Raw genomic sequence first — 20322 nt, 5'->3', positions numbered from 1 at the left:
TGGTCATGGTGGTCTTTTAGATCGAATAGATAGTTTAACAGCTGCGGTGCCTATTTTTACTGTATTATCTTTGCATTTACTATAAAAAGGTTATAGATTTTGCTTTGGTCACTGTTGTTATTTATCATTACTATCAGTATATTAGTGACTATACATGAATTCGGTCACTTTTTTGTAGCTCGTTTATGTGGAGTTCGTGTTGAATGTTTTTCCATTGGATTTGGAAAAAAAATATGGTCGCATAAATTTTCAAGTGGAACTGAATTGGTTATTGCTATGATTCCTCTTGGTGGTTATGTTAGAATGCTAGATGGAAGATCGAGAAAATTAGCAACCATTGATAAAAGCTCGGCTTTTGATAATAAAAAACTATGGCAAAGAGCTGCAATCATATTTGCAGGCCCTATGGCTAATTTTGTTCTAGCGGCGGTAATTTATTGGGGTATTTTTTTACTTGGTGTGACAGTTTATCCTGTCAAAATTAAACAAACGATACCTAGCACGCCTGCATCGACAATAAATCTACCAGTAGATGCAGAGTTGAAAAAAATAAATGATATTCAGATAGACAGTTGGAATGATGTAAATCTAGCTCTGATGTCGGTTATGGGGCAACATAATGTGTCTTTAACCTACTTAGTATCAACTAATAATAGTACAGACGAAATTAGAAAAACTGTCGATATTAGCCATTGGCGATTTGATGTAGAGAAAGAATCAGCAATTACAGCATTTGGTTTTATTCCTAAAGCATTGGAAATTTATCCAATTGTGAGTAAAATTGTGCCAGAGTCTGCAGCTGAAAAAGCAGGATTACAAATTGGTGATAAAATTATCAGTTATAATAATAAACTTTATACTGATTGGGATGATTTTTCAGCTGAGATAAAAAAAGCAAATAAACTAACATTGAAGGTCGAACGGAAGAATCATGATGTTGAACTGCTTCTTACACCGACCATTCAAAAAAATGGAGAAGGTGTAGCGGGTTTATATCCTTCTTCAAACGCGGTAGTTAGGCAGTATGGTTTTTTTGAAGGATTAGGTAAAGGAATTGAGCAAACAGTATTAACGACAAAATTAACTGTAGGCTCACTTTATCAGCTAGTGACAGGTGTTATTGGTCTTAAGCATTTATCTGGACCAATAACGATAGCAAAAAGCGCAGGGCAAACAGCAAGTTATGGTTTCACGCCTTACTTATACTTTCTCGCTTTTATCAGTGTAAGTTTAGGGGTTATCAATCTTGTTCCATTACCAATGCTAGATGGCGGGCACCTTGTCTTATTATTATGTGAAAAGATTAGGGGAAAAGCTTTATCTAATATAACTCAGGAACGATTATTTCGTATAGGGTTTTTATTATTGATGGTAATAATGGGAATTGCACTATTTAATGATGTTTTACGATTGTGATGGGATGAGGTTATAAACATTTACAATGAAAATAAATAAATTACTTATAGCATCTTTGCTGTTTAGTACCACAGCGGTATACAGTTCCAACGCATTTTGTGTTGATGATTTTGTGGTAAAAGATATTAAATTCGAAGGATTACAAAGGGTTACTCCGGGAGCTGCATTGCTTGAAATGCCTGTTCAAGTTGGTGATTATGTGAATGAAGCCGATCTTGGGCGTATCATCAAATCACTTTATGCGAGTGGCAATTTTGATAACATTAGTGTTTCTCGTGATGGTGATCGATTAATTGTTCATGTTCAAGAACGGCCAACTATTGCAAGTATTACTTTTTCTGGTAATAAATCAGTTAAAGATGACATGTTAAAAAAGAATTTAGATAGTTCTGGAATTCGAGAAGGTGAAGCATTGGATCGTACAATGCTTTCAGGAATAGAAAAAGGGCTAGAAGATTTTTATTATAGTGTCGGTAAATATAACGCAAAAATCAAAGCTGTCGTTACACCATTATCTCGAAATCGTGTTGATCTGAAATTAGTTATTGCAGAAGGAAAATCCGCACTAATCGATCAAATCAATATTGTCGGTGCAAAAGCTTTTTCTTCTGAAGAGCTAATTGCCCGTTTTTCTTTGAGAGATGAAGTTCCTTGGTGGAATATGCTTGGTGATCGTAAATATCAAAAACAAAAATTAGCTAACGATCTAGATGAATTACAAAGTTTTTACCTCAATCGTGGTTATGCTCGATTTAATATTGAATCAACTCAAGTAAGTTTAACACCAGATAAAAAAGGCATTTACGTCACTATCAATATTCATGAAGGTGAGCAGTACAAACTATCCGGTCTTGATTTTAAAGGCAATTTCGCTGGTCATAAAGATGCTATTGCTAAAATAGCAAAAGAAAACGTAACAATTGGTGAGCTGTATAACGGCAAAAAAATTACCGATGTTGAAGATAACATTAAACGTTTACTTGCTAATTTTGGTTATGCTTATCCCCGAGTGGCTATACAACCAGAAATGGATGATGCCAGCCATCAGGTCAAATTAACTGTCATGGTTGATGTAGGCCAACGTTATTATGTTCGTAATATTAAAATCATTGGTAACACTGTTACTAGTGAAAGCGTTGTTCGTCGTGAACTTCGTCAAATGGAAGGGGCTTGGTTAAGTAATGGTTTAGTGGAACTAGGTAAAGATCGATTAAATCGACTTGGCTTTTTTGATACAGTAGAAGCAAACACTGAACGGGTTCCAGGCGTTGATGATCAAGTTGATATCATTTATAAAGTGAGTGAACGCAACACGGGTAGTATTAAATTTGGTGTTGGTATTGGCTCAGATAGTGGTATAAGTTTTAATGCCGGTATTTCACAAGATAACTGGTTAGGTACAGGTAACAGTGTATCATTTGATGTGAATACTACAGATACTGACAAAACTGCATCCATCTCAATTGTTGACCCGTATTTTACAGTGGATGGTGTCAGTTTAGGTGGAAGTATTTATTATAATACCTATAAAGCTGATGATGATAAAGATGAATCTGAATATTCGAGTAAAACATGGGGAGCCTCTGCTAATTTAGGTTTTCCAATTAGTGAGAATAATTTTGTTCGTTTTGGTACCGAATACGCAAATCATAAGCTATCAGATATGAAAGCCCAATATGGTATGTGGCGATATTTTGATAAAATGGGCGAAAACACAAAAGATAAACACTCTATATCGTTTGATACCAATGACTTATTACTAAATGCATATTGGACTTATAATTCGTTAGATCGTGGCTTTTTCCCGACTGATGGTTTAAAAATAACCTCTAACGCTAAAATTTCTGTGCCAGTATTTGATAACCGTTTTTACAAGCTAGTTACTGACGCTTCTTATTATTTACCATTTGATTCTGAACATCATTGGGTCTTTTTAACTCGTGGCCGTTTAGGTTATGGTAATGGTCTTGGTGGTAAAGAATTACCATTTTATGAGAACTTCTATGCCGGTGGTTCAACAGTACTTCGTGGTTTTAAATCAAATACCGTTGGTCCTAAGGCTGTATATTTCCATAACAGTACAGGTTGTAGCGGTTTAGATGATACAAGTACATGTACAAGGTCTAAAGATGCGGTTGGTGGTAATGCTATTGCTTTTGCTAGTACTGAATTAATAGTCCCAACCCCATTCATTGGTGAAAAATATGTAGATAATGTTCGTACCTCTGTATTTTTTGATGCTGGTACAGTATGGGATACCGAATGGGACTTTAAAGGTCATAATATTCCGGATTATAGCTCTCCATCTGATATAAGAATGTCAGCAGGTTTAGCTGTGCAATGGATGTCCCCTTTAGGTCCATTAGTCTTTTCTTATGCACAGCCGTTTAAAAAATATAATGGAGACTCGGCTCAACAATTCCAGTTTAATATAGGATCGACATGGTAACGTCATGTCAAAATTAATAAATAGACATAGGTGATAAAAGTGAAAAAAATTATTTCAGTTCTAGGTATAAGTGCTGCATTACTATTTACAGGTATGGCAAATGCAGAAGTAAAAATTGGTGTGGTTGATGTTATGTCAGTTTTACAAAAAATGCCACAACGAGAAACAGTAGGTAAAGCCTTGGATAAGGAATTTGAAGCAAGAGCTAAATCTCTGCAAGAAGAAGAAAAGAAAGCAGGAGATGCTGCTGCTCGTCTCAAGAAAGATGGTCTAACTTTATCTGCTTCTGAAAAAACTAAATTAAACAAAACAATTTCTGATTTTGAAAACAAAGCTAAAGCATTCTCAGCTGATTATCGTAAACGTGAAACAGAAGAAGCTGGCAAATTATTAACTAAAATTCAAGAAGCAGTTAAAGATATTGTTACTACTGAAAAGTACGATATTATTTTAAAAGCTGAAGCGACATTATCAGCATCAGATGCTGTAGATATCACAAATAAAGTGTTGGAAAAGGTTAGTAAATAATGTCAGCTTTTTGTTTAAAACAACTAGCTCAACAGCTTGATGCGAAGTTACATGGTGATGGTGAATTATCCATCACCGGTATTGCTTCAATGCAAAGCGCACAATTAGGGCAAATTACTTTTTTGTCTGATAAAAAATTGCAAAGTAACTTATTAGAATGTAAAGCTTCTGCTGTTGTGATGACAGAAGATAGTCTTGAATATTGGAAGGGTGCTGCTCTAATTGTCAAAAATCCCTATCTTGCTTATGCCAAATTAGCCCAGTTACTTGATACTACTCCTGTACCTGCTGAAGGTATAGCAACGACTGCTGTAATAGATCCAACAGCTAAATTAGGTACTAATATTTCGATTGGAGCAAATGCTGTTATCGAAAGTGGTGTTGTACTTGGAGATAATTGTATTATTGGTCCAGGCTGTTTTATAGGAAAAAATACGACGATTGGCTCAGGGTCAAAATTATGGGCTAATATCTCTGTATATCATAATTGTATAATTGGTGATAATTGTTTAATTCAATCCGGTACTGTCATTGGTGCAGATGGATTTGGATATGCTAACGATCGCGGTAAATGGATTAAAATCCCACAATTGGGCCGGGTTGTCATTGGTAACAATGTAGAAATTGGTGCTTCAACAACGATTGATCGTGGTGCACTCGATGATACAGTAATTGGTGATGGCGTGATTATCGATAACCAATGCCAAATTGCGCATAATGATGTAATAGGGGATCATACTGCAGTTGCAGGTGGCGTTATTATGGCGGGAAGTTTAACTATTGGTCGTCACTGTATGATTGGTGGAGCGAGCGTCATTAACGGACATATGGAAATATGTGATCAAGTTACCGTAACAGGAATGGGAATGGTTATGCGACCTATTAAAGAACCTGGTGTTTACTCATCTGGGATCCCATTACAAGAAAATAAAGTATGGCGAAAAACCGCTTCATTGGTATTGCATATTGATGAAATGAATAAACGTTTGAAAGCGCTTGAGAAGAAACTATTAAATGTCTCGACGTAGGCGATTACGGTCGGTATAATGCTTGCCTATTTTATCAATTTTTTTAGCTCAATTATTAAGTTAAACTAATTTTGAGCAGATATTATTTAATAATTTTGAGGTATGAAGATGCAAGTTTCGGTAGAAACAACACAAGGTTTAGGTCGACGTTTATCAATTACAATTAAAGCAGAAGACATTAAAAAAGCGGTTGATAAAGAACTCATTAATACTGCAAAAAAAGTACGTATTGATGGCTTTCGTAAAGGAAAAGTACCTTTAAAAATTGTTGAGCAGCGTTATGGAGCTTCTATTTTACAAGATGCATTAAGTGATTTAATGCAACGAAATTTTGTTGATGCAATTATTCAAGAAAAAATTAATCCAGCTGGCGCACCAACTTATTCTCCTACTCAGTTTAAAGAAGGAGAAGATTATACCTATACAGTTGAATTTGAAGTTTATCCGGATGTAAAAATTAAAGATCTAGATAAAATTGAAGTTGAAAAACCTGTTGCTGAAGTAAATGATGCTGATATTGAGACAATGATCGAAACATTACGTAAACAACAAGGCACTTGGAAAGAGGTAGATCAATCTGCACAAGAACAAAATCGTGTTACTTTAGATTTTGTTGGTCAAGTTGATGGTACTGAATTTGAAGGTGGAAAAGCGGATAATTTTACTCTAGTTTTAGGTCAAGGTCGTATGATTCCTGGCTTTGAAGATGCAATTATTGGTCATAAAGCTGGTGATAAATTTGATATTAATGTCACTTTCCCTCAAGACTATCATGCTGAAAATTTAAAAGGTAAACCGGCTGTTTTTGCTGCAACATTAAACAAAGTTGAAGAGTTAGAACTGCCAGAATTAAATAAAGACGTTATCAAACGATTTGGTATTGCTGATGGTACTGTTGAAAGTTTACGTGCAGAAGTACGTAAAAACATGGTACGTGAGCTTAATGCAACTATTCGTAATAAAATAAAAGCGCAAGTCATTGATGGTTTAGTTAAGAATAATGAAATTGACGTTCCTAATGCGTTGATTGAACGCGAAATTGATGTATTACGCCAACAAGCAGTCTCTCGATTTGGTGGTAATGTGAAACAAGCAATGGAACTACCTAAAGAACTTTTTGAAGCAGAAGCAAAACGTCGCGTATCGGTGGGATTACTATTTGGTGAAATCATTGAAAGTAATAAACTTAAAGCTGATGAAACACGAGTAAAATCATTAATTGATGAAATTGCAACAGCTTATGAAGATCCAAAAGAAGTCATAGAATATTATCATAAAGATAAAAAGGCTATGGATAACCTTCGTTCTGTAGCGTTAGAAGATCAAGTTGTTGATTTATTATTAGCTAGCGCTAAAGTAACAGATAAAAATTACTCATTTTCTGAATTAATGAATCAGCAAGTAGCTTAGTTTTTATTATCTGTTTCATTTAATCAAAAAAGATCACTTTAGAGCCCAAATAAGGATTGTCTGTTTGGGCTATTTTGTTTAATTAGGAGATGAAAATGCCTTTAGAACCATATATGAGCGTTATTCCAATGGTTGTTGAACAAAGCTCGCGAGGAGAAAGAGCTTACGACATATACTCACGATTATTGAAAGAACGCGTTATATTTTTAACTGGTCAAGTTGAAGATAATATGGCGAATTTAATTATTGCTCAGATGTTATTTCTAGAAGCTGAAAATCCTGAAAAAGATATTTATTTATATATTAATTCACCAGGCGGTGTCGTCACAGCAGGCATGGCTATTTACGATACAATGCAGTTTATAAAACCAGATGTAAGCACTATTTGTTTGGGACAAGCATGTTCAATGGGGTCACTACTATTGACAGCTGGTACTAAAGGTAAACGTTATTGCTTACCTAATGCTCGGGTTATGATTCATCAACCATTAGGTGGTTTTCAAGGACAAGCTTCCGATATTCAAATTCATGCTCAGGAAATTTTACAGGTAAAAAGTCGATTAAATAGTATTTTAGCCAAGCATACCGGTCAAGATATCAGCGTGATAGAAAAAGATACCGATCGTGATAACTTCATGTCTGCCGAAAAAGCAGTTGAATATGGTTTAGTTGATGCCATATACAGTAAACGATCATAATAAATAATTTAGGTGGTAAAAGTGAATAAAGAAAGTTCTGAAAAATTACTCTATTGTACTTTTTGTGGGAAAAGTGAACATGAAGTTCGTAAATTAATTGCTGGTCCATCATCTATTTATATTTGTAACGAATGCATAGGATTATGTAATGATATCTTAAAAGAAGAAACTAAGAGCTTCCTTTCTCATGAAGAGTTTGTTAGTAAACCTTTACCGACTCCACATGAAATTCGAAAACATCTTGATGAATATGTGATTGGTCAAGATCGAGCAAAAAAGGTTTTATCGGTTGCTGTTTATAATCACTATAAGCGCTTACGTAGTCATGCTAGCCGTAATGATGTTGAATTAGGTAAAAGTAATATTCTATTAATCGGACCAACGGGTAGTGGTAAAACATTATTAGCTGAAACTTTAGCACGTTTTTTAGATGTTCCTTTTGCTATGGCTGATGCCACAACGTTAACTGAAGCTGGTTATGTCGGTGAAGATGTTGAAAATATCATTCAAAAGTTATTACAAAATTGTGACTATGATGTTGAAAAAGCTCAGCGAGGAATTATTTATGTCGATGAAATCGATAAGATTTCACGAAAATCTGATAATCCATCTATCACTCGAGATGTATCTGGTGAAGGCGTTCAACAAGCACTTTTAAAAATTATTGAAGGAACTATTGCTTCGGTTCCACCTAAAGGTGGGCGTAAACATCCGCAGCAGGAATTTTTACAAGTTGATACTTCTAAAATTTTATTCATTTGTGGTGGCGCATTTAGTGGTTTAGATAAAGTTATCGAAAATCGAGTTTCTACTAACACCGGCATAGGTTTTGGCGCTGATGTTAAAAGTACCAAAAATAAAGTAACTGAATCCGAATTATTAGCGCAAATCGAATCAGAAGATTTAGTCAAATTTGGTTTGATTCCAGAATTTATTGGACGATTACCAGTGATTGGGACATTGTCTGAACTGGATAAAGAGGCATTAATTAGTATATTGACTGAACCGAAAAATGCTTTAACAAAACAGTTTGAAACACTTTTTGATTTAGATGGTGTTGAACTTGAATTCACTCCAGAGGCATTAGCTGCTATTGCAACTAAAGCTTTAAAACGAAAAACTGGAGCACGTGGCTTGCGTTCAATTGTTGAAAATATTTTGTTAGATACTATGTATGACTTACCATCAAACAAAAATATTAAAAAAGTGATAGTTGAAAAAGAAACGGTTGAACAGTCGCAAATGCCAAGTTTAGTATACCGAGATAATGTTGAGCTTTCAGCATAATTTTAGATATGCTTGTTAGTTTTTGACTCACAAGCATTAGTTCAAATAATTTAGGTATAATTACGTATAGATCGTATAGATATTGTCAAAATGTTTCAGGAATAGTATGTATTCAAATCATAAATAATAGACTTGAATATCTAAAAACGACCCCAATATCAACATAATAGGTTTTGTACTATTAGAGAGAATAAAATGAAAACAAAACAAACTAACCAAATGATTATGCCTATTTTACCATTACGTGATGTCGTTGTTTTTCCACATATGGTAATCCCTCTCTTTGTTGGTCGTAATAAATCAATACGTTGTCTTGAAAGTGCAATGGAAATGGACAAACAAGTTTTTCTTGTAACCCAAAAAAACCCTTCACAAGATGATCCTGAGATTGATGATTTATATGAAATTGGTACTGTAGCAAATATTTTACAATTACTTCAACTGCCTGATGGCACAGTGAAAGTGTTAGTTGAAGGCGTCGAAAGAGCAAAAATTGTTGATATTGTCGAGCAAAAAGAAGATGATTTTTTCGTTGCTAGTATTCAACCATTGCATGAAAAAAATAAAGATAGTGATTTGAATGAAGCTTTAATGCGGGTTGTGCTTTCTAATTTTGATGATTATGCAAAACTGAATAAAAAAGTCACACAAGAAGTTGTTGATTCAATTCGATTAATCAAAGAGCCTTCTCAACTTGCTGATTCAATTGCAGCTACGCTATTTTTGAAAGTTGAACAAAAACAAGAGTTACTTGTTACCGCTAATTTAGAAAAGCGTTTTGAATTGCTTATCTCATTAATGGAAGCGGAAATTGATTTATTGCAAGTTGAAAAAAATATCCGCCAGCGCGTTAAACAACAAATGGAAAAAGCGCAAAAAGAGTATTATCTTAACGAACAGATCAAAGCAATTCATAAGGAATTAGGTGATATCGATAATAAACCTGATGAATATGAAGAACTAAAAGAAAAAATTACTAAGGCAAAGATGCCTCAAGAAGCGACTGAAAAAGCATTAGCGGAGCTTAATAAACTCAAAATGATGCCAGCAATGTCTGCTGAGGCAACAGTGGTCCGTGGTTATATTGATTGGATGATACAAATTCCATGGCATAAACGTTCGAAAGTCAAAAAAGATATTGAAGCTGCACAGAAAGTTTTGGATAAAGATCATTATGGTTTAGAGCGAGTTAAAGACCGTATTTTAGAGTACTTAGCCGTACAAGGACGGGTTAATAAAGTCAAAGGTCCAATTTTATGTTTAGTTGGTCCTCCAGGGGTAGGTAAAACATCGTTAGGTCAATCTATTGCTAAAGCAACAGGTCGTCAATATGTACGTATGGCTCTCGGTGGTGTTCGAGACGAAGCCGAGATTCGAGGTCATAGACGTACTTATATTGGTTCTATGCCAGGTAAATTGATTCAACGTATGGTTAAAGTCGGTGTCAAAAATCCGTTATTTTTACTTGATGAAATTGATAAAATGGCATCAGATATGCGGGGCGATCCTGCTTCAGCTTTATTAGAAGTGCTTGATCCAGAACAAAATAATGCATTTAGTGATCACTACTTAGAAGTTGATTATGACTTATCGGATGTGATGTTTGTTGCTACGGCGAATTCAATGAATATTCCTGCTCCTTTATTAGATAGGATGGAAGTCATTCGTCTATCAGGTTATACCGAAGACGAAAAATTGAATATTGCAAAGCAGCATTTAATTTCGAAACAGATTGAAAATAATGGATTAAAATCAAAAGAAATAGAGATTGATGATTCAGCGATTATCGGCATTATTCGTTATTATACTCGAGAGGCTGGTGTACGTAGTTTAGAACGAGAAATTGCAAAAATTTGCCGTAAAGTGGTTAAGCAACTAGCTTTAAACAGTAAGTTGAAAAAAGTAACTATTACGCAAGATAACCTTAAAGATTTCTTAGGTATTCAACGGTTTGATTACGGTAAAACTGACAATGAAAATCGCGTAGGGCAAGTTATTGGCCTCGCATGGACAGAAGTTGGTGGTGATTTATTGACAATTGAATCGGTAAGTGTTCCTGGTAAAGGAAAACTAACATATACAGGCTCGTTAGGCGATGTTATGCAAGAGTCTATACAAACGGCATTGACGGTTGTACGTTCTCGAGCAGAAAAATTAGGCATTAATAGCGATTTTTACGAAAAACGCGATATACATGTACATGTTCCTGATGGTGCGACACCAAAGGATGGGCCAAGTGCTGGTATTGCCATGTGTACATCATTAATTTCTACACTAACCGGTAACCCTGTCCGATCAGATGTTGCCATGACAGGTGAAATAACTTTACGGGGTGAAGTGTTACCTATCGGTGGGCTAAAAGAAAAATTACTGGCAGCACATCGCGGTGGCATTAAAACAGTAATTATACCAAAGGATAATGTTAAAGATTTAGAGGAAATTCCTGATAATGTAAAATCAGAAGTTGATATCAGACCTGTCCAATGGATTGATGAAGTGATCACCGTTGCATTACAGAATAATCCATTTGGTATCGAACCACTGAAAAAAAACATTAAATTAAAACCTTCTTCAAAAAAGGCTACAAAAGTAGTGAAAACTAAAATTCCTACACATGCCCAATTGAATTAATAGTCCTTAAAATTAAAAAGATCAACTGATGTTGATCTTTTTTTTATCTCTTATAATTCCGATAATAGCCAATTTAACTAAATATGCTATACTTGCCAAATTAAAACTTAAGGTGTATGGAGAAAAGCAAGAAATGATGGATACAATCCGTAAAGCGGCAAATAATATTGTCGTTAAGATTATTTTTGCAATCATTATTTTATCTTTTATATTTACAGGGATTGGTTTTTTTGGGTTTGGTGGTAGTAACAAAGCTAACGATGCTACACTATATATTGCAAAAGTTGATGGAGAAGGTATTAGTCGAGCTGAATTTGAAGCACGCGCAAAAGAAGTTACCTCAACGTCAATGGGTGATCCTGCATTTATTAAACAACTTCGTCGGAACGTATTTTATTCTGAAATTACTAACTATTTAGCCTATAAATTTTCTCAACAACTTGGTGCAAATATAAGTAATGACCAAGTAAAAGAGTTTATAAGACAGCAAAGAGTATTTTTTGACAATGGTAAATTTAGTAATGAAAAATATTTAGACCTCTTAGCTGCCAATGGTTACACACCAGATACTTATGGTGAAGGTATAAGATCATCTTTACAACAACAACAAGTCATAGACGCTCTAATCAATTCGAGTTTTGTTTTACCTGTGGACTCAGAAATTTCTAAATTGAAGGAGCAAACTCGAACCATTTATACAGCAGCGATTAATCCCAATATTGTTAATCTCGATGATGTGAAAATTACGTTAGAGGATGAGCAAAAATATTATGACGAACACCAAAGTGAATTTTATAAAAAAGAGAGAGTGAAATTTAATTATATTTTAAATGAAGAATATCAATATAATAAAAAAATTCATGTTAGTGATGATGAGGTAAAACAAGAATTTAATCACAATATTAAAGATTATACTTTTCCTGCAAAAAAATCTTATAGTGTTATTTATATCAAAGATAAACAACAGGCTGATGATATTGTTAATGAATTAGCATCAGGTAGCAATTTTGAAAGTGTTGCTAAAACTGTTAATCAAGATAATGCATCTCCATATGGTAAAAATGGTTCATTAGGTTGGTTTGTTGATGATGATTCTTTACCACAGGCATTTAAAGATGCACACTTGGATACAATAGGACAAATATCTAATCCTATTGCTGTTGATGAAGGATATCTTATTGTCAAATTAGATGATATTCAACCCGCTAAAGCAATGGATTTTGATTATGCTAAGTCTATTATCGAATCAAAAATTAAGCATTCGAAAATAAAAAATGCATTTGAAATTGTAGAACAGAAAATCCAAGCTGCAGTTAACAAAAATCCTAATTCATTAGAATTGATTGCTAAAGAGTCTGATTTACCACTATTTAATTCTGATTGGGCCTATTTTAATGATGTATCAACTATTTTACGTTATCCTGAAGTTAGAGATGTTGCTTTTAGTGATGAAATGATAGTTGATGGTAAAGTAACAGGTAAAGTGTCTGAAATGATAACCGTCGGACAAGGTTTAGATTTGTCTGATTTTGTCATTCAGGTGGTTGATTATCGACCAGAAGGTATTGCACCTTTTGATGAAGTTAAAGATGAAATTAATAAAAAATTACATCAAGATATTGCTAATAGCCGTTTCCAAGCTACTGTTAATAGCACAATGGAACAATTAAATGATAAAGGTAGTTCTGCAAATGTGCAATTTTCCAAAAATTATACCCTGCATCGTAATGACAATGATCTCGATGCGCGTGTTATAAATATGGTGTTTGATCTGGTACCATCAACAACATCTAAACGTGTGTATGGCGTAGAATATTTAAATGATAAAAGTGCGACAGTTGTTGTGTTAACGGGTGTTAATACTCCTAGCGAATCGAAAGACATATCATCAGAATTATTACCATTATTCATGAATAATACCTATTATTATTTAGCTGAAGATATCCGTTCTAAAGCTAAAATTGAAATAATGCCGGATGCGAATTTGTGATGTAGTTCGTAAAATTACAGACAATTTGTTTAATTTAGAAAAGTCACTTAGGTGACTTTTCTCATTTTTTAAATGATTAACGCCATATAGTTTTATTCAATGACATAGTAATAAAGCATATTAATTGCATAACTATATTTAAGAGGTTAATCAAATGAAACTATTTTCCCTAGTCTGTCTTTTATTATCGAGTCTAGCATTTTCTAATGTAAGTTTAGCTGATAAGTTACCTAATGAAGCAGCTAAGCAAAATCAGCAACAAATAACTCAAGTCAATATCAATACCGCTTCGGCTGAGGAACTCACAAAAGTATTAACAGGAATAGGCGCAAGTAAAGCTAAAAAAATTGTTGAGTATCGTGAAAAATTTGGGCCTTTTGTTTCAGTAGAACAATTAAAAGAGGTATCAGGTATTGGTCAAGCAACATTGGATAAAAATGCTGGTAAAATAGCATTATAAGTTAATTAGGCAGTCGACGGCCAACCTCGTCGGCTGTTTATCTAGATGGCTTCGATTAATTATCTATAGGATCAACATCTATGCTCCACCTAACTTTGCTTGATTCATTCCATTTTTCTATTGCTATAATCAATTGGTCTAAAATCGTTTGAAGCTTTTGCCGATTAGTATGTTGTACTAATAACTGCCAACGATGATAGCCCGCTTTTTTGGCTTGATTTGCTGGCATAGGACCAAGTAACCATAAAGCAGGATCGTCACAATACATTTTTAACCAGTCATATATACGTTGTAAAAATGTTGGTGCATATTGATTATTACGATCTGCTGCACGAATTAATGTTTGGTAACTAAATGGTGGTAATAAGGTTTTTTGACGTTCTAACAACGTCTGTTTGGCAAACTCTTGATATCCTTGATGAAGCAAAATATTTAATAAAGGGTGATCTGGATGATAGGTTTGTAAAATTACCTCACCCGCTTTGGCCTCACGTCCCGCTCTACCAGATACTTGCGTATAGATTTGTGCAAATCGTTCTGTTGCCCGAAAATCACTTGAAAACAATGCACCATCAACATCAACAATACCAACTAAAGTAACATTCGGAAAGTGATGGCCTTTAGCTAAAATTTGGGTACCAACTAAAATGTGGGCACCACCTTTTTCAATAGTTTGTAAATATGTATCGAGTGCACCTTTTTTAGATACAGTATCACGATCAATTCGACTAATTTTTATTTCTGGAAATAATATTGCTAATTGTTTTTCAAGTTGTTCTGTACCAAATCCAACAGGTACTAAGTGCGTTGAACCACATTTAGGGCATTGTTTAGGTACACCCCTTGGGGTATCGCAATAATGGCAGCTAAGTTTATTTTGCTGTTGGTGAAAGGTATACGGTCTATCACAACGTGGGCACTCAGCAATCCAACCACAATCATGGCATATCAATAAAGGCGAAAAACCTCGTCGATTTAAAAATAACATGACTTGATTGTTATTGTTTAAATGTTTTTTTATTTGTTCAATAAGTGGTTGAGATAATCCTGCCGATAGGACTAATCCTCTTATATCTAAAATAGATTGTTTTGCTAGCTGCGCATTTCCTGCTCGTTTAGTTAACTGTAATAATTGATAACGATGATTTTGGACATTATTTAAGGTTTCAAGTGACGGTGTTGCAGAACCTAGTAATATAGGAATATTATCGAATTTGGCACGAATAATGGCTAAATCTCTTGCATTATAACGCCACCCTTCTTGTTGTTTGTAAGAGCTATCATGTTCTTCATCAATAATTATTATGCCCAGATCTTTAAACGGTGTAAAAATTGAAGAGCGAGTACCAACGACAATGGCATTTTCACCATTCTTACTCCTTAACCAAACGTTCAATCTTTGCTTATCAGTTAATCCTGAATGTAAAATATCAATCGGTGCGTTAAAGCGTTGTTCAAAACGTCTAATGGTTTGTGGCGTTAAACTAATTTCGGGTACTAATACTAAAGCCTGCTTGCCTTTTGCTAAAATGCCAGTAAGGACATTTAAATAAACTTCCGTTTTACCTGATCCAGTGATCCCTTCTAACAAAAATACTGAAAAATGATCATTTTGTTGATTGATTGTATTAATGGCTTGGATTTGTTCATTATTTAAAACAATAGTATTACGATTAGTTGAAAAATTAGATTGCCATGGAATGTTATTTGGTTGTTGACTGATTTGGGTAATCAATTGTTTTTTTTGTAATTGATGATATATAGTCAAGCTTAAGTCTGAATCATGCAACTGGTTATTTCTAAATAAAGATAATAACAATTTTTGTTTTGGTGCTCTTGATAATGTATTTAAATCAATATCTTGACCTAATTGCGTCAGTTGCCATTGTTTAATTTCATCTTGGCAAGCTTTGCGACCTTGACGTAACAAAATAGGCATAGCGTGAAATAAAACTTCGCCAACGGGATAATGATAGTAATTAGCTGCCCAATTTAATAATTTCCAAATTGAATTTGTAAACAACGGTTGCTCGTCAATTATTGAGACAATTGATTTTAAGTGTTCAATTTCAATGTCGGTTTGCTGATCTATTTTAACAATAATACCTATAGCAAAACGTTTACCAAAAGGGACTTTTACCCGCATACCCACTTGAGCAGGAGAGGTTAAAAAATAGTCATAAAGTTGGTAAAGCGGTACCGGTAAGGCTACATGAGCGATCAGCATTAAGTATCACAATTAAAATTAATCAAGGTCAATATTGTACTGAGTTTTTATATAACTCGCAAAAGCTAGCTAACATCATTTGTTTTTATGGATTTTATCTAATAAGTTATCGATTAAACTTTAAAATTTAAACGGTAACCTATTGATTGACATATGGTATCGTTTTATAAAATTTGTTATCCTCAGATTAGAATAAGTAATATTTTTTAAGGAATACAAAATGCCAGAAAACTTTTCACATATTAATCATAATGGTGATGCACATATGGTTGATGTGTCTAATAAACAAATAACGGCACGGGAAGCAAGAGCTGAATCACAGGTTTTGATGAACTCAGAAACACTAAACATGATTATTGAAGGTAAACATCACAAAGGTGACGTTTTTGCCACTGCTAGAATTGCAGGTATTCAAGCTGCTAAAAAAACTTGGGAACTTATTCCCCTTTGTCATCCGCTTTTACTGAGTAAAGTTGAAGTTAATATTGAAGCTGATATTGTTAATTCTTGTGTTAGAATTGAGTCCGTATGTCGATTGCAAGGTCAAACAGGGGTTGAAATGGAAGCACTTGTCGCCGCATCTGTAGCGGCTTTAACGATATATGATATGTGTAAAGCTGTCCAAAAAGATATGGTTATTAGTCAAGTAAGATTATTAACTAAAACCGGTGGTAAATCGGGTGATTTTGCCATCTAATAATAAAATAGTCATAGTATGAATAGAATTATTTTTTTTGCTCAAATAAGAGAGCTCATTGGTGTTGAAAGTATCTTATTAGATGTTAGTCAACTGTCGATATCTGATCTATTACAAAAATTAAGCCAGCAAGGCAATAAATGGTCAATGGCATTAACAGAAAAAACTGTATTATGTGCCGTTAATCAATCATTGGTCGATTTTGATTATATAATACAGCCTGATGATGAAATCGCTTTTTTTCCTCCAGTGACAGGCGGCTAAAAAAATGGATATTATTCAAGTTGGTGATGAACAAATAGATGCCATCAAATTAAATACTTGGTTATCTGAACTATCACAAGACGGTGCGGTTGTAACATTTATAGGTAAAGTTCGTTCAGTTGACGAGCAGCCCCTTAGCCTTTTTTTAGAACACTATTCTGGCATGACAGAAAAAGTACTACGTCAAATTGTTAATCAAGCTCGTGAGCGTTGGCAATTAAGTCGTGTGGCGGTTATTCACCGAGTAGGTGAAATAAGTACTAATGAACAAATCGTTTTTGTTGGAGTCAGTAGTGCCCATCGTGCGGATGCCTTTGCTGCGGCTGAATTCATTATGGATGTGTTAAAAACTCAAGCTCCTTTTTGGAAAAAAGAACGTACAGGTAATGGGGATAATTGGGTCGAGCCTAAAAATTCTGATATACAAGCATTGAAAAAATGGCTTTAATCTCCATTTAATATATAATAGATAGAGTATGTTACATAATATTTTATAAGAGGTAAAGGATGGCAAATTATTCATCTAATAGTTCAATAATTGAAAAATCGACAAGTCGTGTACAAACCTATATGAGTCATGTTTACGGATGGATGACTGTTGGACTATTATTAACAGCTTTAGTTGCATGGTATGCATCAACTAATCTGCAATTATTACAGTTATTATATCGAGGTATGTGGGTATTATTAATTGCTGAGTTAGGGCTAGTTTTTGTTATTTCTGGTTTTATCAATCGTTTATCTGGCGCAGCGGCAACCACATTGTTTATGCTCTATTCAGTTTTAAATGGTTGCACGTTTTCTATCTATTTTATAGTTTATACTTCGTCCTCGATTGCTAGTGTATTTTTTATTACAGCAGGCATGTTTGCTGCGATGGCTTTTTATGGCTATACCACTAAACGTGATTTATCAGCCTTCGGTCGCTTTTTATTTATGGGACTAATTGGTATTGTAATTGCCTCATTGGTTAATCTCTTTTTGCAGAGTGAGCCATTAATGTGGGCTGTAACTTACATTGGCGTGTTTGTTTTTGCAGGATTAACTGCTTATGATAATCAAAAACTCAAAGAGTTAGGCGAAAATATATCTTATGATGATCAAAATGTATTTAGACGCTTTGTCATTTTAGGTGCATTAACTTTATATCTTGATTTCATTAACCTGTTCATTATGCTGCTAAGGATTTTTGGCGATCGTCGATAATGGTATTTTTATAGATTTAAAGGGCTCTATTAAGAGCCTTTTTTTGTTAGTTGTTTATTAGTAATTTATTTTTTAGTTTTTTATATTAAAATTTTCGCAGAAAATACTGTGTTTTAATATAGAATACCTTTTTTTATTTCTTATATACTTAGTATTAAGTTTAATATTAGAGAATTACTGTGAAAAAATTATATTCCTTTGTTCTAATAAACATTTTTATTTCATCAATCATTGCCATTCGTTATTTTGTTGTTCCTGGAGCATTATTTAATTGGGCCGGAATTACCTTTTCAATTTTTGCAGTAATTGGACACTTTTTCTCAGTTTATTTATTGCTTTTACTTATTTGTATTCCGCTGCTTTGGATAAAACCATGTCTTCGTAATCTCATTTTGATAATATTATTTGGTTTTTTCCAAATTGGATTATTTATCGATACTATTGTTTTTCAACAATACCGATTTCACATAAATCTCTCTGTTTTATCAATGGTATTTTCTGGGCAGGTGGTGGATTTCTCTTTATTCACTTATTGCTTAATGTTTGCATTAATCATTGCTTCACTTTGTCTAGAGTACTTTATTCTTTATTGGATTAATAGCAAATTTGCAATAGCACAGACTAAGTCTAAATTTCTACGTTTATCTACTATTTTTCTTATTTTTGCTTTTTTTATTAGCCATATTGTGCACATGATTGCTTTTTATTATGCTTATTCTCCAATTATGGTAGTAAAAGAATATATTCCCTTATATCGTCCGTTTACGTCCAAAAAAATAATGGAATTTTTTGATAAACAAGGGCAACGTAAAGTTATTTATGAAAAAGATGATGAACATACAGGTATTCATTATCCTAAACATACACTTGTTATTAATTCTGATAACAATAAACCTCAAAATATTATGTTTATTGTATTAGACTCCTGGCGTTATGATACGTTTAGTGAGCAAATTTCACCTAATACTTATCGTTTTACACAACAAAATAATGGGGTTATTTTCAATAATCATTATTCAACGGGTAACGCTACTCGGACGGGTATCTTTGGGTTATTTTATGGCATCCCTGGTACTTACTGGGATGCATTTTTGCGTAATAGTGTTCCATCTTTGTTCGTTACGACATTACAAAAAGAAAATTTTAATATTGGTATTTTTACCTCAGCTAAGGTGACTGCCCCAGAATTTGATCGGACAGTATTTGCAACCATTAAAAATTTAAGAATAAGTAGTCACGATGGCCCAGCTTCAAGTCGCGATAAACAGATCACAAATGATTGGTTAGCTTGGTATAAACAACGTGATACCTCTAAACCAAGTTTTTCATTTTTGTTTTATGATGCACCTCACGCTTATGATTTTCCAAATGATTTTGAGGTAAAATTTAAGCCAATTGGCGATCTTGATTATATGACATTAAATAATAATACTGATCCTGTGCCAATTTTTAATCGTTATAAACAAAGCGTCTATTATGATGATTATTTATTGCAAAATGTTTATGATGAACTACTTAAATCAGGAACGTTAGATAATACCTTAATTATTATTACTGGTGACCATGGTCAAGAAATGAATGATAATAAGCTTGGTTTTTGGGGGCACAATGGCAATTATACTGATGCTCAAACCAAAGTTCCGTTTATTATTATTGGCGCTAAAAATTTAGAGCAATTAAAAGATAATGCCGCTAAACTGACTAGTCACGAAGATGTAGTTCCGTCATTAATGAAACATTACTTATATGTGGAAAATGATATAAGTGATTATTCAACAGGGTATGATTTATTTAACCCAATCACTAATCGTAATTGGTTATTGATGTCAAATTATAGTTCCTATGCAGTTCGTACGCCGGATAATATTTATCTTGTTAATAGACTCGGTATTAGTCATTATATGGATTCGCACAATCACGAGATTGATGCAACGCCTAACTATAGCTATATCCAAGCGGCGATAGGTAATATGCGTTATTTTTATCAACCGGCTAATTAGTTAGTTCTCTATCCTTTTATTCAAAAGGATA

16 protein-coding genes and 1 pseudogene are annotated in these 20322 nt (G+C 33.9%); 16 read left to right on the top strand and 1 reads right to left on the bottom strand.

Going from position 1 to position 20322, the window contains the following annotated elements:
* The 11 genes and pseudogenes from A9G09_RS13250 to A9G09_RS05820 form a co-directional block, all read left to right on the top strand.
* The coding region (locus tag A9G09_RS13250; RefSeq protein WP_176700955.1) for a phosphatidate cytidylyltransferase at positions 1 to 85 on the top strand (85 nt) is incomplete at its 5' end.
* Positions 86 to 99: 14 nt separating this feature from the next.
* Positions 100 to 1416, top strand: coding sequence for an RIP metalloprotease RseP (gene rseP, locus A9G09_RS05865; protein ID WP_176700954.1), 1317 nt, complete (start codon positions 100 to 102; stop codon positions 1414 to 1416).
* A gap of 25 nt (positions 1417 to 1441) precedes the next feature.
* Positions 1442 to 3865 (top strand): outer membrane protein assembly factor BamA, encoded by a 2424-nt coding sequence (bamA, locus tag A9G09_RS05860; RefSeq protein WP_065633955.1) that lies wholly within the window; start codon positions 1442 to 1444, stop codon positions 3863 to 3865.
* Positions 3866 to 3904: 39 nt separating this feature from the next.
* Entirely contained in the window at positions 3905 to 4393 is a 489-nt protein-coding gene (locus tag A9G09_RS05855) for an OmpH family outer membrane protein (RefSeq protein WP_065633954.1), read from the top strand.
* A complete protein-coding gene (gene lpxD, locus A9G09_RS05850; RefSeq protein WP_065633953.1) occupies positions 4393 to 5421 on the top strand; it encodes a UDP-3-O-(3-hydroxymyristoyl)glucosamine N-acyltransferase in 1029 nt (342 codons plus the stop codon). The genes A9G09_RS05855 and lpxD overlap by 1 nt, the downstream gene beginning before the upstream one ends.
* A gap of 108 nt (positions 5422 to 5529) precedes the next feature.
* Positions 5530 to 6831, top strand: a complete 1302-nt coding sequence (tig, locus tag A9G09_RS05845; RefSeq protein WP_065633952.1) for a trigger factor — start codon at positions 5530 to 5532, stop codon at positions 6829 to 6831.
* 95 nt (positions 6832 to 6926) lie between these two features.
* Positions 6927 to 7529 (top strand): ATP-dependent Clp endopeptidase proteolytic subunit ClpP, encoded by a 603-nt coding sequence (gene clpP / locus A9G09_RS05840; RefSeq protein ID WP_304364024.1) that lies wholly within the window; start codon positions 6927 to 6929, stop codon positions 7527 to 7529.
* 12 nt (positions 7530 to 7541) lie between these two features.
* On the top strand, positions 7542 to 8816 hold the full coding sequence (gene clpX, locus A9G09_RS05835; protein ID WP_065633950.1) for an ATP-dependent protease ATP-binding subunit ClpX: 1275 nt from the start codon (positions 7542 to 7544) through the stop codon (positions 8814 to 8816).
* A gap of 195 nt (positions 8817 to 9011) precedes the next feature.
* A pseudogene (gene lon, locus A9G09_RS05830) lies at positions 9012 to 11354 on the top strand (endopeptidase La); the annotation flags it as partial.
* Between the two features lie 226 nt (positions 11355 to 11580).
* On the top strand, positions 11581 to 13437 hold the full coding sequence (locus A9G09_RS05825; protein WP_176700953.1) for a SurA N-terminal domain-containing protein: 1857 nt from the start codon (positions 11581 to 11583) through the stop codon (positions 13435 to 13437).
* A 154-nt stretch (positions 13438 to 13591) separates the two neighbouring features.
* Complete coding sequence (locus tag A9G09_RS05820) at positions 13592 to 13897, top strand: helix-hairpin-helix domain-containing protein (RefSeq protein ID WP_065633947.1); 306 nt, start codon at positions 13592 to 13594, stop codon at positions 13895 to 13897.
* Between the two features lie 55 nt (positions 13898 to 13952).
* On the opposite strand, the gene priA is transcribed toward A9G09_RS05820, so the two are convergent.
* A complete protein-coding gene (gene priA / locus A9G09_RS05815) occupies positions 13953 to 16124 on the bottom strand; it encodes a primosomal protein N' (RefSeq protein ID WP_065633946.1) in 2172 nt (723 codons plus the stop codon).
* Positions 16125 to 16344: 220 nt separating this feature from the next.
* On the opposite strand from priA, the gene moaC reads away from it, so the two are divergent.
* The 5 genes from moaC (at position 16345) to A9G09_RS05790 (ending at position 20291) form a co-directional block, all read left to right on the top strand.
* Complete coding sequence (gene moaC, locus A9G09_RS05810) at positions 16345 to 16821, top strand: cyclic pyranopterin monophosphate synthase MoaC (RefSeq protein WP_065633945.1); 477 nt, start codon at positions 16345 to 16347, stop codon at positions 16819 to 16821.
* 18 nt (positions 16822 to 16839) lie between these two features.
* A complete protein-coding gene (gene moaD / locus A9G09_RS05805; RefSeq protein ID WP_065633944.1) occupies positions 16840 to 17085 on the top strand; it encodes a molybdopterin synthase sulfur carrier subunit in 246 nt (81 codons plus the stop codon).
* A gap of 4 nt (positions 17086 to 17089) precedes the next feature.
* Positions 17090 to 17533, top strand: a complete 444-nt coding sequence (gene moaE, locus A9G09_RS05800) for a molybdopterin synthase catalytic subunit MoaE (RefSeq protein ID WP_065633943.1) — start codon at positions 17090 to 17092, stop codon at positions 17531 to 17533.
* Positions 17534 to 17592: 59 nt separating this feature from the next.
* Positions 17593 to 18291 carry a Bax inhibitor-1/YccA family protein gene (locus A9G09_RS05795; protein WP_065633942.1) on the top strand — a complete coding sequence of 233 codons (699 nt, stop codon included), beginning with the start codon at positions 17593 to 17595 and terminating at the stop codon, positions 18289 to 18291.
* A gap of 179 nt (positions 18292 to 18470) precedes the next feature.
* Complete coding sequence (locus A9G09_RS05790; protein WP_065633941.1) at positions 18471 to 20291, top strand: sulfatase-like hydrolase/transferase; 1821 nt, start codon at positions 18471 to 18473, stop codon at positions 20289 to 20291.
* The last annotated feature ends 31 nt before the right edge of the window (positions 20292 to 20322 follow it).

This window comes from Gilliamella sp. wkB292 (assembly GCF_001690235.1).
In the GTDB taxonomy this organism is placed as follows: domain Bacteria; phylum Pseudomonadota; class Gammaproteobacteria; order Enterobacterales; family Orbaceae; genus Gilliamella; species Gilliamella apicola_F.
This window is presented reverse-complemented; position numbering and strand designations above follow the sequence as displayed.